13 protein-coding genes are annotated in these 17,517 nt (G+C 59.7%); 6 read left to right on the top strand and 7 right to left on the bottom strand.

All coding sequences use genetic code 11. The features are described 5' to 3' along the window. Positions 1–47 precede the first annotated feature (47 nt). Positions 48–2,114: a M3 family metallopeptidase gene (locus tag ACYVIT_RS12250; protein WP_415808970.1), complete on the top strand. Its 2,067-nt coding sequence runs from the start codon at positions 48–50 to the stop codon at positions 2,112–2,114. Positions 2,115–2,649: 535 nt separating this feature from the next. Next, positions 2,650–3,264 carry an SCO family protein gene (locus ACYVIT_RS12245; protein WP_415808989.1) on the top strand — a complete coding sequence of 205 codons (615 nt, stop codon included), beginning with the start codon at positions 2,650–2,652 and terminating at the stop codon, positions 3,262–3,264. A gap of 5 nt (positions 3,265–3,269) precedes the next feature. Here the strand turns inward: ACYVIT_RS12245 and ACYVIT_RS12240 are convergent, their stop codons facing one another. Continuing rightward, the gene (locus ACYVIT_RS12240; RefSeq protein WP_415808990.1) at positions 3,270–3,743 is read right to left on the bottom strand and encodes an Lrp/AsnC family transcriptional regulator; all 474 of its coding nucleotides are present in this window, start codon (positions 3,741–3,743) and stop codon (positions 3,270–3,272) included. 116 nt (positions 3,744–3,859) lie between these two features. Here ACYVIT_RS12240 and ACYVIT_RS12235 point away from each other — a divergent pair, with 116 nt between their 5' ends. Then, entirely contained in the window at positions 3,860–5,350 is a 1,491-nt protein-coding gene (locus ACYVIT_RS12235) for an aminotransferase class V-fold PLP-dependent enzyme (RefSeq protein WP_415808991.1), read from the top strand. Between the two features lie 110 nt (positions 5,351–5,460). Further along, positions 5,461–5,712: a GlsB/YeaQ/YmgE family stress response membrane protein gene (locus ACYVIT_RS12230; RefSeq protein ID WP_415808992.1), complete on the top strand. Its 252-nt coding sequence runs from the start codon at positions 5,461–5,463 to the stop codon at positions 5,710–5,712. A gap of 146 nt (positions 5,713–5,858) precedes the next feature. On the opposite strand, the gene adeC is transcribed toward ACYVIT_RS12230, so the two are convergent. Genes adeC through ACYVIT_RS12215 form a run of 3 tightly spaced genes read right to left on the bottom strand, consistent with a single transcriptional unit; the run spans position 5,859 to position 11,723 of the window. Beyond that, positions 5,859–7,361, bottom strand: a complete 1,503-nt coding sequence (gene adeC, locus ACYVIT_RS12225) for an AdeC/AdeK/OprM family multidrug efflux complex outer membrane factor (protein WP_415808997.1) — start codon at positions 7,359–7,361, stop codon at positions 5,859–5,861. Positions 7,362–7,372: 11 nt separating this feature from the next. Further along, positions 7,373–10,543 (bottom strand): efflux RND transporter permease subunit, encoded by a 3,171-nt coding sequence (locus tag ACYVIT_RS12220; protein WP_415808993.1) that lies wholly within the window; start codon positions 10,541–10,543, stop codon positions 7,373–7,375. A gap of 13 nt (positions 10,544–10,556) precedes the next feature. Then, positions 10,557–11,723: an efflux RND transporter periplasmic adaptor subunit gene (locus tag ACYVIT_RS12215; protein WP_415808998.1), complete on the bottom strand. Its 1,167-nt coding sequence runs from the start codon at positions 11,721–11,723 to the stop codon at positions 10,557–10,559. 236 nt (positions 11,724–11,959) lie between these two features. Between ACYVIT_RS12215 and ACYVIT_RS12210 the strand changes: the two genes are divergently transcribed. Further along, positions 11,960–12,889, top strand: a complete 930-nt coding sequence (locus ACYVIT_RS12210; protein WP_415808994.1) for a LysR family transcriptional regulator — start codon at positions 11,960–11,962, stop codon at positions 12,887–12,889. Between the two features lie 81 nt (positions 12,890–12,970). Here ACYVIT_RS12210 and ACYVIT_RS12205 read toward each other — a convergent pair whose 3' ends face one another. Next, positions 12,971–13,702 carry a pseudouridine synthase gene (locus tag ACYVIT_RS12205; protein WP_415808995.1) on the bottom strand — a complete coding sequence of 244 codons (732 nt, stop codon included), beginning with the start codon at positions 13,700–13,702 and terminating at the stop codon, positions 12,971–12,973. A gap of 126 nt (positions 13,703–13,828) precedes the next feature. On the opposite strand from ACYVIT_RS12205, the gene ACYVIT_RS12200 reads away from it, so the two are divergent. Beyond that, positions 13,829–14,395 (top strand): chorismate--pyruvate lyase family protein, encoded by a 567-nt coding sequence (locus ACYVIT_RS12200; protein ID WP_415808996.1) that lies wholly within the window; start codon positions 13,829–13,831, stop codon positions 14,393–14,395. A gap of 112 nt (positions 14,396–14,507) precedes the next feature. Here the strand turns inward: ACYVIT_RS12200 and ACYVIT_RS12195 are convergent, their stop codons facing one another. Both ACYVIT_RS12195 and ACYVIT_RS12190 read right to left on the bottom strand, forming a co-directional pair. Next, positions 14,508–15,044, bottom strand: coding sequence for a YaeQ family protein (locus ACYVIT_RS12195; protein WP_415808999.1), 537 nt, complete (start codon positions 15,042–15,044; stop codon positions 14,508–14,510). Between the two features lie 581 nt (positions 15,045–15,625). Next, a complete protein-coding gene (locus tag ACYVIT_RS12190) occupies positions 15,626–17,491 on the bottom strand; it encodes a dipeptide ABC transporter ATP-binding protein (RefSeq protein WP_415806270.1) in 1,866 nt (621 codons plus the stop codon). Between the last annotated feature and the right edge of the window lie 26 nt (positions 17,492–17,517).

The raw sequence follows: 17,517 nt of genomic DNA, 5'->3' as shown, positions 1-17,517 counted from the left end.
CGCCCTCATCTTTATCGTATTCCGTCCCATTCGCAGCGACACCGAACATGACTCAAAATCCCCTGCTAGCCCCCGTCTCCGACCTCATCGACTATGCCACCGTGCAGCCCGCGCACATCGTGCCCGCCATCGAAGCACTGCTGATCGGCGCACGACAGGCTGTTGATGCAGCAGCGGATCCGAGCTTGCCGGCTGATTGGGAATCTGTGGTGCAACCGCTGGATACCGCGTCAGAGCGACTGTGGCGCGCCTGGTCGGTCGCGGGCCATCTGAATGCCGTGGTCAACACCCCTGAATTGCGCGAGGCCTACAACGCCGCCCTGCCGCTCGTGACGGAGTTTTCGACCTGGGTAGGCCTGCACGAGGGACTGTACAAGCAATACCAACGCCTGCGTGCCGCCCAAGACTTCGACAGCTGGGATCCAGTACGCCGCCGCGTCATTGAATTAGCGCTGCGTGATTTCCGCTTGAGCGGCGTCGAGCTGCAAGGCGCGGCCCGCGAGCGCTATGCCGAGATCTCCGATCGCGAGGCCCAAGTCACGCAAAAATTCTCCGAAAACGTCCTCGATTCGATCGACGCCTGGTCGCTGCTCATCGAAGACGAGTCCCGGCTCGCGGGCCTGCCTGCCGACGTGCTACAGGCCACTCGTCAGGCCGCTCAGGACGATGGGCACGAAACGGGCTGGAAACTCACGCTGAAAATGCCGTGCTACCTGCCCGTCATGCAATACGCACGCGACCGCAGTCTGCGCGAACAGATGTACCGCGCCTATGGCACCGTGGCCTCTGAACAAGGCGACACGCGTTTTGACAACTCCCCGCTGATCGAGGAACTGCTATCCCTGCGCGCCGAGGAATCCGGCCTGCTCGGGTTTGGCACCTTTGCCGCGTTGCGCCTGCAAACCCGCATGGCCCGCGACGCCGACGAAGTCACCGGTTTTCTGCGCGACCTCGCTTCGCGTGCCCGTCCCTACGCCGAACGCGACCTGGCCGAGATCAAGGCCTTTGCCGCCAGCGAACTCGGGCTGGCTGAGCTCGAGCCGTGGGATATTCCCTACGCGTCCGAGCGCCTGCGCGAGACTCGCTACGCCTACTCCGAAGACGAGATCAAACAGTACTTCACCGAGCCTCGCGTGCTCGAGGGCCTGTTCCAGGTCATCGAATCGCTGTTCAACGTACGTCTGCGCGAAACCGACGTCTCGCGCTGGCACGCCGACGTACGCGGCGTCCGCGTCGAATCACCCGAAGGTGCGTTGATCGGCCACCTGTACCTCGACCTCTATGCCCGTGCCGGCAAACAAAGCGGTGCCTGGGTCGACAGCGAGCGCAGCCGCCGCCGACTAGGCGACCATGTTCAAACGCCGGTCGTCTACCTGACCTGCAACTTTGCCCGCCCCGGCGACGGCAAGCCCGCCTTGCTCACGCACGACGACGTCATCACGCTGTTCCACGAAACCGGCCACGCGCTGCATGCCTTGCTTTCCGAAGTCGACGAGCCCGGCGCCTCGGCATTCTCCAGCGTCGAATGGGACGCCATCGAACTGCCCTCGCAGTTCATGGAAAACTTCTGCTGGGAATGGCCCGTCGTGCAACGCCTCTCGGCCCATGTCGCCAGCGGCGAGGCCCTGCCCCGTGCGCTGTACGACAAACTCGTCGCCGCCCGCAATTTCCAAAGCGGCATGCAGACCGTACGCCAAATCGAATTCGCACTATTCGACATGCTGCTGCATAGCCGCACCGATGGCGCGACCATCGAGCAAACCATGGACCTGCTCCAGCAAGTCCGCAAAGAAGTCGCCGTGCTGTTCCCGCCCGCGTGGCACCGTTTCCCGCATGCCTTCTCGCATCTGTTCGCCGGCGGCTACGGCGCGGGCTACTACAGCTACAAATGGGCCGAGGTCCTGTCTGCCGACGCCTACGAGGCATTCGAAGAAGCCGCCAAAGCCAACGCCGACAGCACAGCCGGCACCCTGGATCCCGTCACCGGCGCGCGCTACCGCAAAGAAATCCTCGCCGTCGGCGGCGCCCGCCCCGCTGCGGAATCCTTTGCCGCCTTCCGCGGCCGTGCCCCGCGCATCGACGCCCTATTGCGCCACAGCGGCATGACAAACTGACCGCCGCCTCGTCCAACATCCTCACGCCTACAACCGCAGCCCTTGCAAGCGTCATTGGCCCGAGTGATGAACCCGCCGCAATATGAGGCTTCGGTATGCGACTGACGCCATGACCTGGGCGTCATCAGTCCTGCTGACGCTGTGACCTTGCAGCGTTATCAGTCCCGCTGACGCCGTAATCTTGCATGGGTTATGCCCTTCTAACGCCGTGAGTTTGCCGCAGCCGGGCGGGAGCCACGGGCGGGCCTGTCGGAGGCTGCCGAGTCTGCGAACCATCGGCGGGGGAAGTCCGGGGGCCATGTTTGAGTGGAGCGTAGCGGAGCGAGTTTGGCCCCCGGCCCGCCGATGGTTCGCGGACGAAGGCCGAGTCCCCGTTCAGGGGACGAGTCAGCCGACCAGGCCCGCCCGTGGCTCCCGCCCGGCTGCGGCAAACGGCTTAAGAACCCACCCCTCCGCCAAAAACGCCCCACCCCAAGTCCCTCAGCTAGAATCAAGCCATCAACGTGCCCTCCGCATTCAGCGTTAACGACACCACATGCCTGCCATTCTCACCCGCCACCTCTGGCGCGCCCTGCTGTTAGCCACCTGCACCCTGCTCGCCGCCTGCGGAGATCGAGCCGTCAACTGGACCCTCTACGACGTCAAAGGCCACCTGCCAGACCTGCAATTTCAATTGCCCGGTGCAGGCGGAAAAACCGTCTCCAGCGAAAACCTGAAAGGCAAAACCGTCATGCTGTTTTTCGGCTATGCCAGTTGCCCCGACATCTGTCCCACCACCATGGCGCAACTCACCGCCGTCCTGGAACAACTCGGTGACGACGCCCAAAACGTACGCATCCTGTTCGTCAGCGTCGACCCCCACCGCGACACCCCCGACAAACTCCAGGCCTACGTCGATGCCTTCAACAACCAGGCCATCGGCGTCACCGGCACCGAAAAACAAATCGCCGATCTCGCCCGCCGTTATCGCGTCGCCTACCAAATCGAAAAACCGCGCCCGGGCGACTCCGCCGAAATCTATGACGTCAGGCACAGCCGCGGCGTCTATATATTCGACAACACGGGCAAAGCCCGTCTGCTGGCCTCGGACACCGAGAGCACCGCTGACATCGTCAAGGACATGCGCCAATTAGTCGAACTGACACGCTGAAGCGCTCAACCCTCCATTGACCGCAAATCCAGCGGCCGGTTATCGATAATGGCCTCCATACTGAAAAATCCCGTCACCGTCGCCAACTCGAACCCCGTAATCAACCGCTGGTAAAAACGGTCGTACCCCGCCATCCCCCGGCAGACCACCTTGATCAAATAGTCCCAATCGCCCCCGATGCGGTAGAACTCAGTCACCTCGGGCAACTGGTCCACGTGCTGACGAAACGCATCCGCCCAATCCTTGGAATGGCGGCTCGTCCGTATCATCACGAACACCGTCAGGTCGAAGCCCAATTCGACCACATTCACCTCGGCGCGCGTCCCGCGAATAATCCCGCAACTATGCAAACGCTGCAGCCGCCGCCAGCACGCGTTTTGCGACAAACCCACGCGATCCGCCAGCTCGCGCTGCGACAGCGCGCCGTCTTTTTGCAGGCAAGAGACGATAGCCATATCAAACTTATCTATTTTTTCCATAAATCAGATCATACGACCCAAATTCAATGAATTTTCGGAAAATTTAGGTGATGTTTCAAATTTCCTTCCATCGTATGATATTTGGACACTTCGGCATGACCACAAAGACGGCATAGATGGATACCCACACAGTCGCAACACCCGCCACGCTGGGCCTGTTGCAGCAGTTTCAAGCAGACCTCGACACAGGCGACGTCATCGCCTCCCTGGCTGACGGACTCATCGGCCAGGACGCAATCGTCCAAGGCCCCTATGGCCCCAAACCGCTGATTTACGCCGACTATGTCGCTTCGGGCCGGGCACTCATGCAAGTCGAGCGCTTCGTGCTGGAAAAAGTCCTCCCCTATTACGCCAACTCGCACACCGAAGCCTCGTATTGCGGCGGGTTCATCACCCGCCTGCGCCGCGAAGCACGCGCTGCGATCGCGCGGTGCTGCGGTGCCACGGCCGAACACGCCGTGATCTTCGCCGGATCGGGCGCCACAGCGGGGATCAATCGACTCGTCCATTTGTTCGGCGTAGACGCAGCCCTCAAGGCCGGCAAAAAAGTCCGCGTCATCATCGGCCCCTACGAACATCACTCGAATATTTTGCCCTGGCGTGAATGCGGCGCCGACATCGTCGTGCTCGCCGAAAGCCCCCACGGCGGCCCCGACTTGAACGACTTGGACGCCGCCCTGAAAACCGACGACGATACCTTGGTCATCTGCGCGCTATCGGCCGCCTCGAACGTGACCGGCATCGTCGCCGACGTCCCCGCCATCACGCGCCAGGTAAAAAAGGCCGGCGCAAAAATGCTGTGGGACTATGCCGGCGGCGCACCGTACCTGCCCGTGCAACTGTCGCCCGCCAGCGATGCGCCCATCGACGCGATCGTCTTTTCACCGCATAAATTTCTCGGTGGCCCCGGCGCCTCGGGCGTCCTGATCGTACGGCGCGACGCGGTCCTGAACACCACCCCGACATGGCCGGGCGGCGGTACCGTCAAATTCGTATCGCCGCTCAGCCACGACTACAGCGACAGCCTCGAATCCCGCGAAGAAGCCGGCACGCCCAATGTCATCGGCGACATACGTGCCGCGCTCGCAGTCCTGGTCAAAGAAGCCATTGGCGCCCCGTTCATGCAACAACGCCAGGCCGCCTTGGTACAGCGTGCGCTGGCAAAATGGCAAGGCGTGCCGCAAATCGAACTGCTCGGCTCTCTGACCGCCGAACGCCTGCCGATTTTCTCGTTCCGCGTACGTAATGGCCAAGGCGGTTTTGTCCACCAGCAATTGATCACCCGCATGCTGAGCGATCGATTCGGAATCCAGGCCCGCGGCGGATGCGCCTGCGCCGGGCCCTACGTGCATGAACTGCTCGACATCAGCGCCGACGAGTCGGCCCGCATGCGCCTAGCCATTCTCGATGGCCGCGAAATCGAAAAACCTGGCTTCACCAGACTCAATCTCAGCGTCCTGCTGTCGGATGCCAAGGTAGATTTCATTTTGGCATCGGTATTGGCGCTGGCAACAGACGCCACGCAATTCGAACACCAGTATGGGTTCGACCCGAGCCGTGCGATTTTCACACCCTTGAACACCGTTGCGAATGCCACACAGATGTGACAACTGATCAGTGTTGTTGTACAAACACCCTGAATACGAGTTGTTACACTGCGATCGTCCGCGGTGAGTATCATCAGAGCGTTTACCCATCGCCTAACAGGAGTGTGCGAATGAGCATTATCATCATGATCATCGTTGGCTTTGTCGTGGGTCTGATCGCCCGCGCCATCATGCCTGGAGATCAGTCCATGGGAATCATCTTTACGACGATTCTCGGGATTGTGGGTTCTGTCATTGCCGGCTTTCTGGGCCAGTCGATGGGTTGGTATGCCCCGGGTGAACCCGCGGGCTGGATTGGTTCCGTAGTTGGCGCCATCATTGTCCTGTTCGTGGTTGGCCTGATCGCTAAAAAGCGCGGCTGAGATCGTTGAGGCGCATGCATCACCGCGCCTCGCCATCCCACGATCAACACATTTGCTTCTCGTCCATCCTCTCTTGACGTGCGTGACAGCAAAAAAATGGGCGGCTCTTGATCAAGAGCCGCCCATTTCTTTTCCACCGCTGATGCTTATTTAACCGCTGGCGTAGCGCCACCTTGTACAGCATCTGCCGCGCTGGCATCCTGCGCCGCAGCCACCGTTTTCTCGGTCCAACCGCCGCCCAGCACCTGATACAGCGTGACCAGATTAGACAGCCTGGACAAGCGCGTTTCCACCAACACCTGTTGTGCGGCATACAACGAGCGCTGCGAATCCAGGACGCTCAGATAGTCATCCACGCCCTGGTCGAAACGCTGCCTGGACAAATCATAGGCACGCTGATATGCCGCCACGAGTTGTTGCTGCGCCACGATCTGCGTCTGATAAGTACCCTGGCCTGCCAAAGCATCGGCCACCTCGCGGAAAGCCGTCTGAATGGCTTGCTCGTAGGTCGCGATCTGAATGTTTTTACGCACCTTTGCGACATCCAACCCTGCCCACAGCGAACCGCCGGCAAAAATCGGCATCGTGATCGACGGCGCGAAACTCCACGCCCCCGACCCCGCGTCAAACAAGCCTCCCAGGCTGGCACTGGCCGTACCGGCGCTGCCCGTCAAGCTGATGGTCGGGAAAAACGCAGCGCGCGCGGCGCCGATATAGGCATTGGCGCCCTTGAGCTGATGCTCCGCTGCCCGAATATCAGGACGGCGCACCAACAAATCCGACGGCAATCCGGCCGGCAAGGACTCGGGCACGATGCCGTCGGGCAACGTCTTGGCCTGATCCAACTGAGCCACCACATCATCCGGCAAAGGCTGCCCCACCAACAACACTAATGCGTTGCGAGCCTGCGCCACCAGTCGCGTATATGTCGACAGATCACGCTGCGCCGTACGCAGTGACACCTCGGCCTGACTCAGATCCAGCTCCGTTGCCACACCCGCGTCATAGCTCTGTTTTGTCAGCTGGTACGAATCCTGTTGCGAGGTCAGCGTCGACTGCGTCAGGCTCAGCAGTTCCTGGTCCGCTCGCAACGTCAGATACGCCGTCGCCGTTTCGGAAATCAACGACAACTGCGTGGCAATACGCGTTTCGTCCAGCGCCAGGTAGGCTTCCAAAGCCTGGTCACTTAAGCTGCGGATGCGGCCAAACAGATCCAGCTCCCACGCCGATACCGCGCCGCCAACTTGATACGAGCGGCTGATGCTGCGGCTGCCTGTACTGCTCAGATCCGCGGGCAAGCGCTGTACCGAGCCCTCGCCTGCGACTCCCACGCTAGGCAGCAGATCTGCGCGCTGGATACGATACTGCGCGCGGGCTTCCTCGACATTCAATGCCGCGACACGTAAATCACGATTGGCCGTCAGCGCCATCGAGATCAGGTTCTGCAGCAGCGGATCCGAATAGAAATCACGCCAGCCGATATCGGCCACCGGCGCTTGCGCCGCGGCTCCTTGCGACTGACCCGACTGCGTATACGCGTCGCCCGTCGGATAGGCGGGGCTCACCGGCGCCTCGGGACGTTCGTAGGTCGGAGCCAGCGAGCAGCCAGTCAGCACAGCCGACAACGCAACAACATAGAGTTTATTCATAGGAAACGGAATCACGACTGCTCTCCCAACTTAGCGTCGAGAGCCTCTTCTTCAGCTTTGCGTTCGCTCACGCGTTTGACGCGGAATAGACGCAACATCAATACAAAGAACGTCGGCACAAAGAAGATCACCAGCACCGTACCGGTCACCACGCCACCGATAACACCAGTACCCACGGCATTCTGACCACCCGAGCCAGCCCCGGAGGAAATAGCCAACGGAACGACACCGAGCGAGAAGGCAAGCGAGGTCATGATGATAGGACGTAGACGTTGACGCGCGGCGTGTACCGCAGATTCGATAAGACTGGCCCCCTGTTCGAAGTGCTCTTTCGCAAACTCCACGATCAGAATTCCATTCTTCGCTGTCAAGCCCACCGTGGTCAGCAGTGCCACCTGGAAGTACACGTCATTGGACATACCACGTAGCAGTGTCGCAAGCAATGCGCCGATCACACCCAACGGCACTGCCAACAATACCGAAGTCGGAATACTCCAACTTTCGTACAACGCGGCCAGACACAGGAACACCACGATGAGGGAAATGGCGTACAACGCTGGAGCCTGGGAACCAGATGATTGCTCCTCGTAGGACATCCCCGTCCATTCCAAGCCCACGCCCGTGGGCAACTGACTCACCAGCCGCTGCATCTCGGCCATCGCATCACCAGTACTGTAGCCTGGCGCATTCTGCCCCAGGATTTCAAATGCCTCCACGCCGTTATAGCGAGTCAACATCTGAGGCCCGTAGGTCCACTCGGCGGAAGCGAACGCCGAGAACGGCACCATGTTTCCACTGTCATTTCGCACATACCAGGAGTTGAGGTCTTCGGGCGTCATGCGCGATTCCGGTTGCCCCTGGATGTACACACGCTTCACACGACCACGGTCAATGAAGTCATTGACGTACGACGACCCCCAGGCAGCCGACAAGGTAGTGTGAATCTCTGCAATGGAAACCCCGAGCGCATTCGCTTTCTGACGATCGATTTCGAGTTTGTACTGTGGCGCGTCTTCAGTGCTGTTCGGACGCACGCCCGCTAATATTGGGCTTTTAGCCGCCTCGCCCAATAGTTGATTGCGCGCCTGCAACAACGCCGCATGGCCCACACCGGCTCGATCAACCAGCATCATGTCAAACCCGGTGGCATTACCCAGCTCGATGACCGGCGGCGGCGCAAATGCCATGACGACGGCATCAAGGAATACCGGATCGGACGCGAACTTGGCGTTGGCCCGCTTCATCAGCTCGGCGACCTTTTGTTCAGCGCCGGGACGCTGAGCCCAGTCACGCAGCTTCACAAAGACAAGGCCAGCATTCTGTCCACGGCCGCCAAAACTGAGACCGTTGACGGCAAAGGTAGATTCAACGCTATCCTTTTCATCGTTTCGGAAATAGCCTGCCGCTGCATCAATGACGTGCTGAGTACGTTCGGCCGTAGCGCCTACCGGAGTCTGTATCTGCACAAACATGACGCCTTGATCCTCATCGGGCAGGAACGACGACGGCACCTGGGTAAACAGCCACCCCATAGCAGCCACCAGCACGGCATAAATGAGCAGCATCCGCTTACCACGATTGAGACTGCGGGCTACCGTGTTGGAATACCCGTGGCTGGACCGTTCAAAATTGCGATTGAACCAGCCGAAAAATCCCTTCTTGGTGCCGTGATGTCCCTTGGGAATGGGTTTGAGGAGCGTCGCGCATAGGGCCGGCGTAAATACGATAGCAACCAGCACCGAAAACGCCATGGAGGCAACGATCGTGATCGAGAACTGGCGATAAATCACGCCCGTGGACCCACCGAAGAACGCCATGGGCACAAACACTGCCGACAGAACCAGCGCGATACCGACCAGCGCGCCAGTGATCTGATCCATGGACTTACGCGTAGCCTGCTTGGGCGATAAGCCCTCCTCCTGCATGATCCGCTCCACGTTTTCCACCACCACGATGGCATCGTCGACCAGCAGACCGATGGCCAGCACCATACCGAACATCGTCAGCATGTTGATAGAAAAGCCCGCCAGAGACAGCACACCGAAAGTCGCGAGCAACACGACCGGCACTGCCAGCGTAGGGATCAGCGTCGCCCGGATGTTCTGCAAGAAGAGATACATCACCAGGAACACCAGGACGATGGCCTCGATCAGCGTATGGATGACAGTTTCGATCGAGATGGAGACGAACGGCGTGGTGTCATAGGGATACACCACTTCCATCCCTGGAGGGAAGTACTGCTTCAGGCTGTCGACCGTGGCCCGCACGTTTTCCGCGGTGTCCAGCGCATTAGCCCCCGAGGCCAGACGGATAGCCAGGCCTGCAGCGGGATAGCCGTTGTATTGGCTGTCAATAGCAAAGTTCTGGGCTCCCAGTTCGACCCTGGCGACGTCCTTGAGCCGCACACGCGAGCCATCGGGATTGACCTTGAGCAGAATGTCGCCGAACTCCTCGGCCGTCTGTAGACGGCTGGGACCAATAATGGTGGCATTGAGTTGATTGCCCTTGACAGCAGGCAGCCCCCCCAACTCACCCACAGAGAGCTGCACGTTCTGCGCCTCGATAGCGGCCGAGACGTCGCTGGCTACCAAGCCGAAGTTAACCAGCTTCGCAGGATCCATCCAAATACGCATGGCGTACTGCGAGCCAAACAACTGAAAGTCACCGACACCCTCGGTGCGGCTGACCGGGTCTTGCACATAGGTAGCAACATAGTCGGACAAGTCGGCCTTGTTCATGGAACCGTCGGTCGACACGAAGCCCAGCACCATCATAAAGTTAGAGGTGCCTTTAGTAACGCGTATCCCCTGCTGCTGCACTTCCAGTGGCAACAACGGCTGAGCCAGCGACAACTTATTCTGGACTTGAACCTGTGCCGTATCGGGATTGGTACCCTGCCGGAACGTCACGGTGATTTCCATGCTGCCGTCGGAGTTAGCCTGCGACTTCATGTACATCAGGTTGTCGATACCGTTCATCTGCTGCTCGATGACCTGCACGACAGTATCCTGCACGGTTTTCGCCGACGCCCCAGGATAGGTCACCGAAATGCGCACCGCGGGCGGCGCGATATTGGGATATTGCGATACCGGCAGGCTGAAGATGGACAACGCCCCCGCCAGCATCAAGACAATGGCGATGACCCAGGCAAAAACCGGCCTATCGATGAAAAATTTGGCCATGCGCTAGGCTCCCTTACTTCGTTTGTGCGGCTTGCGACGCACCGGCGGCGGTCGGCTGCCATTCGGTCGGCACCACCTCGACGCCCGGCCTGGCTTTCTGGATGCCTTCGACGATGATCTTGTCGCCGGCCTTCAGCCCCTCGGTCACCAGCCACTGATCGCCCACGGTACGGTCCGTTTTCAGCATGCGTAGCTCGACCTTGTTTTCTGCATTGACCACCAGAGCGGTCGGCTGACCACGCTGATTTCGCGTGATGCCACGCTGCGGCGCCAATAAACCTTGTGGCGCCGTACCTTCGAGAATGCGCGCCCGCACGAACATACCGGGCAGCAATTTATGATCGGGATTGGGGAATACGGCACGCAGCGTCACCGAATCGGTACTCTCGTCGACCGTGATCTCGGAGAACTCCAAGGTGCCCTCAACGCCATAGTTCTGACCGTTAGCCAGCTCCAACGACACACGCGCCGAGTCCTTGCTCGTATCGCGTTGCAGCGACCCGCTCTCGATCGCGTTACGCAGACGCAGCAGCTCTACGCTGGATTGGGTAACGTCCACATAGATGGGATCGATCTGCTGTACCGTCGCCAGTGCTTCAGTCTGATTCGCTGTGACCAGAGCGCCCTCGGTGAACGAAGAGCGCCCGATAATGCCTTCGATGGGCGATAGCACCTTGGTGTAGACCAGGTTGATGCGAGCGGTGTCCAAAGCGGCTTTGGCGGACTGCACATCGGCAGCGGCCTGGTCGCGCGCCGCGATCGCGTCATCGTAAGTCTGGCGGCTGACGGCACGCGTTTCGGCCAAAGGCTTGTAGCGTTGAACGAGCAAATTGGCCGTCTTGAGTTGGGCCTGAGCGCGCGCTAAAGCGGCTTGCTGGCTCTCCAGGCTGGCTTGGTATAACGCGGGATCGATCTGATAGAGCTGTTGGTCGGCCTTGACCTCACCGCCCTCGGTAAAGAGGCGTTTCTTGATGATACCGTTGACCTGTGGGCGCACTTCGGCCACTCTGTAAGCCGAGGTGCGGCCGGGTAGTTCGGTCGTCAGTACCACTGGGCGCGTCGCCAAAGTAACGACGCTGACTGGTGGCTTGCCGCCAGCTGGCGCCTCTGCAGTTTTGCTGCACGCCGCCAATGCCAGCGCGGTCGCTGCGAGAGTCAAAACAGCGGCGCTACGCCGCATTCCGTTGTAGTTCATACGATCCTTTCCGAGCTATAACGTGCCGTATCACCCCTAGCGGCGTGGTACTTGCAGCCCTAAATCTCTGATTCACGATTCGAATCGCGCAGACATCCTATGTTGCACTGCGCAATCCGCCATTTTGCTTTATCCCAATTCAGAAACAAAGTGGGTAAAAGCGAAAACATCATCCCAAATATGGAATAATCCTTTATCGAACTCTCCTGGATGGCCTAGCCATGAAACGCCTACAAGGCATGGAACTGTTTGTCGAAGTGGCCAAAACGTGCAATTTCGGTCGGGCGGCGAATAATCTGGGCATCCCAAAGTCGACCCTATCGCGCCAGGTCGCCGAACTGGAACGTTCGTTGGGATTGCAGTTGCTCAGTCGCACCACCCGTAAAGTGGAGCTGACCGAAGCCGGTAAGCTGTACTTTGTACGCTGCCAACGTATCGTCGCCGAAGCCCAAGTCGCCCACGAAGAACTGCAAAAGTTGGTGGAAACGCCCTCGGGGCCCTTGCGAGTGAATATGCCAGCCGATTTTGGCACGGACTTCCTTGCAGAAGCCTTTCTGGAATTTTCTCGACACTATCCTGAGGTCACCTTTTATCTAGATCTCGCCAATCCCGATCATGCCGGCCTAGTGTTTCAGACCTGCGATATTTCCATCGAGATCGGCGCCCTGCCCGACTCCACTCAGATCGCCCGCCTGCTAGGACGGCTAACGGCCTATCTATACGCGTCACCCGAGTACCTGCAACGTCATGGCACACCGCAACATCCCAGCGACCTGACTCGCCATGAATGCATAGAGTTCCGAGCCGACAACAGCCGCGTCACACGATGGCCCCTGTCACGAGGCGACGAACACATCGAGATCACCCCCAGCAATCGCTTTTCGGTCAACAGTATGGCAATGGTGCGCAGCCTGGCGTCATTAGGCTCCGGCATTGCCATCTTGAGCCCTGCGCAAAGCGTATTGCAGGACGTCGCAGAGCAGCGTCTGCAACGTGTCTTGCCCGATTGGCAGGCGGGGCCGTTTCCGGTCTATGCCGTCACCGACACGCGACTGCTGCCCGCCAAAACTCGGATTTTCATTGAGTTTCTGATGGAACGGCTACGCGACGGTAAGTTCGTAGCGAAGAATAGCGCGGACTTATTAATTTAAATTAAGGCGTGAAATGGGCTGAAACAGCTATGCAGCACCGAAGCACCGACTATGGGTAACCGTCTGCTGTGCAACTAGCGATTAGAAACGCTCATCATCTCGCAAATAACGCCACTGCCCTTGCGGCAGATTTCCCAATCTGATTCGACCGATACGCACGCGTTTCAGTCCCACGACGCGCAAGCCCACGAGTTCGCACATGCGGCGGATCTGGCGTTTTTTGCCCTCGCGCAAGATAAAACAAAGTTGATCGTCGTTTTGCCAGCGGACCTGCGCGGGACGCAGTGCCTTGCCGTCAAGCGACAGGCCATGATTCAACAATGCCAGGCCTCGCTCGTCCAGACGGCCCTGCACGCGTACGAGATATTCCTTGTCTACGTCGGAGTCCTCGCCAATGAGTTGACGGGCGATGCGGCCGTCCTGAGTCAGTACGAGCAAGCCCTGTGAATCGATATCCAGCCGGCCTGCGACAGCGAGCCCCTGCAGATGGGCTCGGGAAAAGCGCAGCGGCGAGCGATCATTGGCGTCGCGGGAACGGGCATCGATCAAGGCGACGGCGGGCGTATAGCCTTTTTCGGCCTGGCCCGACACATAGCCGACGGGTTTATTGATCAGGATGGTGACGCGAGATGTCTGTTGCGCCTGGGCGGCGCGTTCCAGCGTGATGACCTGATCGGGATAAGCTTTGGCGCCGAGCTCGGATACGACGACGCCGTCGACTTTGACCCAACCGCGCTCGATATAACTATCGGCCTCGCGCCGCGAGCATAGGCCGCGCTCGGACATCAGCTTTGAGATTCGTACTTTTTCCATATGCCTTGGTGGTCTGCTACGCGACGGGTGATGTGGTCGCCTAGCGAAGGGGCTATTTTAGGCTGAAGGAGGTTGAGCTGCTCTGGATCTCATATATTGCCGGCGGGAGTTGGCATAATAGTGGCTATGACAGTCTTTCTTCCTCTCGCCGCTGGTTGGCAGCCTACGGTCGCGCCTTCGTTGACTCCTGCTCATAAATTCTGGCTGATGCGTCCTGGCGCGTTAACGGCCGGATTGCGGCAGTTGGGCAAAATGGAACTTCGCGTATTGAACGAATATGCCGAAGGGGTCCCGCTGGATGAAGCTCGGGGAATGGGTCTTGAGGTGGCGCGTCCTGTGTGGGTACGGGAGATCCTCATGTCCGTGGACGGTGTGGACAGCGTGGTGGCGCGCAGTCTGACGCCGTTGGCGGCCTCACATGGCGTGTGGCAAGGAATACGCCGGCTGCGCACGCGGCCGTTGGCGGACATGCTTTATCACGATCGTACGATTCAACGTTCGCCCTTTGTCTGCCGCAAACTGGCCTCGCCTGTACCGTTTTATGCGACAGCGCGGGGGGTGCGGGCCGATGGGGACAACGGTGCACTCTGGGCGCGGCGTTCGGTATTTTGGCGATATGGGCAGCCGCTGTTGGTCGCGGAATGCTTTTTGCCGGGCTTTTGGCGAATCGTGGAACAACGTTCGGCTACGTAGCGATTCAGCAGATTGACGTGCGGCCCAACCAGTCGGTCAGGCAGGCGCAGCGCTGCAGATCAGCATTCCGTACGGACCGCGGCAAACCACCCCGTGCCACAAAAAAAACGATCTAACGCCAGACTTCGGGCTCGATGGTCATCTGCCCTTTGTCTGCGGACACAAAGGCAGTACCGTCCTGTATGTTGACGTGCACGTCCATCGTGCGCTCGGCCAATTCGCCGAGTTCACGGGTATGCCCGGCCGGCAAATGTACGACGCGCAAATTGCGGGCTCGTTCCAGCTTGTTGCGTACGCCGTCCCACCAGACGGAGCTGGCATGGCCGCCGTAGCAATAGACAATCACTTGTTCGGCGCGGCCACAGGCCTTGAGAATGCGCCGCTCGTCGGGTTGACCGACTTCGATCCACAAATCGATTGCGCCGGTCAGGTCTTTCAACCACACATCGGGCTCGTCGGTGTCGCTCAAGCCTTTGGTAAACGCCAGACCCTCCTGCGCGTGCAGGGCAAAAGCCAGCAAACGCACCATCATGCGTTCGTCCGTTTCCGAGGGATGACGTGCGATCGTCAGCGAATGACTGCCGTAGTAGTGGCGGTCGGAGTCGGCGATGTGCAGGTCGGCTTTGTAAATCGTTGCGCGCAGGGCCATGGAGGTGTTGGGAGGCTGGGGCGGGTTTTGAGAAAGGGGGTAATCATACTCGGGGTGGAGGGGGCTTGCGATCAGGTGGGTTCTTTAGGCGCCGGGGGCCGTCATGTCGAGGCGGTGTTGGCCCTATCGTCCGGTCTGGTCGCCTGCGCGACCAGACTGCCCTTCACCGTCCTTGTCAGGCGGGGCGGCTGGGCAAACTCGCTCCGCTGCGATGCGCTCAGACATGCCCAGCCGACTGCCCCCCGCCTGACAAGGACGGTTCGGCGGACTCAACGGGCCGACACCGCCTCGACATGACGACCCCCGGCTCACGTTATCTGCACATGGCAGGATCGAGGCTCTGCGCCAAACAGCATCCGGGACATGCCACTACTGTGAGTCGGTGTCGGGGGCTGAAAGCCGCACCGGGCCGTTGAGCGGCGATTTAGCCCGCGCAGCGGGCCGAGGCCCCTGGTCATGGGCCGAGTCGCCGCGATAGGCCCGGTGCGGCTTTCAGCCCCCGACACCGACGTGTTCACAGAGAGGCTCCATGCCCCTAGCTGACCGACAGCCTAAATCGCACAAGCAAAGCCCATACGGGCCTACCCCGCGTACACCCCCACAGTATGACGAGCAACAAAATGCCCCTCGCCCACTGCTACCAACGGCGCCACTACAGGATCATCTCCCACCCGACGCACCGGACTGGGAATCTCATCAACGAGCAATGAACGCTCGCGATGGCGACGTTGCGGGTCTGCGATAGGCACAGCATCCATCAGCTTGCGCGTATACGGATGCTGCGGATTTTCAAAGATCGCTCGACGTGGACCGATCTCGACGATTTGACCCAGGTACATCACCGCCACACGATGGCTGATACGCTCGACCACCGCCATATCGTGCGAGATGAACAGCAGCGATATCCCCAGTTCGCGTTGCAGATCGAGCAAGAGATTGACGATCTGAGCTTGAATCGAAACATCCAGCGCCGACACCGACTCATCCGCCACGATCACTTTGGGATTCAACGCCAACGCTCGAGCAATGCAGATACGTTGACGCTGGCCGCCGGAAAACTCATGCGGATAGCGGTCGATCATCTCGGGCACTAATCCGCATTTGTCCATCAGCCATCGCACACGATCCTGCGCTGCCTTGCCTTTGGCCACGTTATGAATCAGCAAAGGCTCCATGATCGAATAGCCCACTGTCATGCGCGGATCCAGCGAGGCGAACGGATCCTGGAAAATGAACTGAATGTGGCGCCGCAAAGTCTGCATGGCCGCGCCGCGCAGGCTGCCGATATCCTGGCCATCGAATTCGATACTGCCGCCCTGGCTTTTCACCAACTGCAGCAACGAGCGGCCCGTCGTGGTCTTGCCGCAACCGGACTCTCCGACCAAGGCCAAGGTCTCGCCCGGATAGAGATCGAAACTGACTCGTTCTACCGCATGTACCCGTTTCTGCACACGACCGAAAATACCGCCCGAGATATCAAAACGGGTGATCAAGTCCTTCACTCGCAGTACCGGGCCGTTGTCGCGGCGCACTGTACTCTGCAAGGTGTCGACCGGGGACGATGGCACGGGGGCATCCGCGGCATCGGCCACCCGCAATAGCGGAAATGGCGCTGGCTCGTTCGTGCCCTGCATCGCGCCCAGACGCGGCACGGCAGACAGCAAGGCGCGCGTATAGGCGTGGCTCGGCGCAGCGAAGATCTCGTCCGAGCCGCCCTCTTCAACCTTGTCGCCACGGTACATGACCAGCACACGGTCGGCGACCTCGGCCACCACACCCATGTCGTGCGTGATGAAAATCACCCCCATGTCCATTTCGTCCTGCAACTGACGGATCAATTGCAGGATCTGTGCTTGAATGGTCACATCCAGCGCGGTGGTCGGCTCGTCTGCGATCAATAACTGCGGCTTGCACGACAGCGCCATTGCGATCATGACGCGTTGACGCATGCCGCCCGATAGTTGATGCGGATAGCGATCCAGAATGGCGCGCGCCTCGGGGATGCGGACGCGCTCCAGCATGCGCAACGTCTCGGCACGTGCAGCGGCACTGTCCAACCCCTGGTGCAACTGCAACGCCTCGGCGATCTGAGAGCCCGCCGTGAAACTCGGATTCAGCGAGGTCATGGGCTCTTGGAAAATCATGGCGACATCAGCGCCGCGCACACGTTCCAATACCGTCTCGTTGGCATGTATCAGGTCCAGCATGCTGCCATCGCGACGACGCAACAGCATATCGCCATTGACGATGCGGCCACCGCCGTATTCCACCAAACGCATCAGCGCCAGCGAGGTCACGGATTTTCCCGAGCCTGATTCGCCGACGATGGCCAGCGTCTCGCCACGATCCACATGGAACGACACGTTGCGCACGGCTTCGACCATCCGATCCGGCGTCTTGAACTGCACGGTCAGGCCGTTGACCTGAACGACTCTTTTCGCATCCATATTTTGTGCGAACGTTTTAGTATCCA

The sequence above is a fragment of the Bordetella muralis genome (assembly GCF_054781015.1).
Note: the sequence above shows the minus strand (reverse complement) of the source record. Positions and strands in the feature narration are given on the sequence as shown.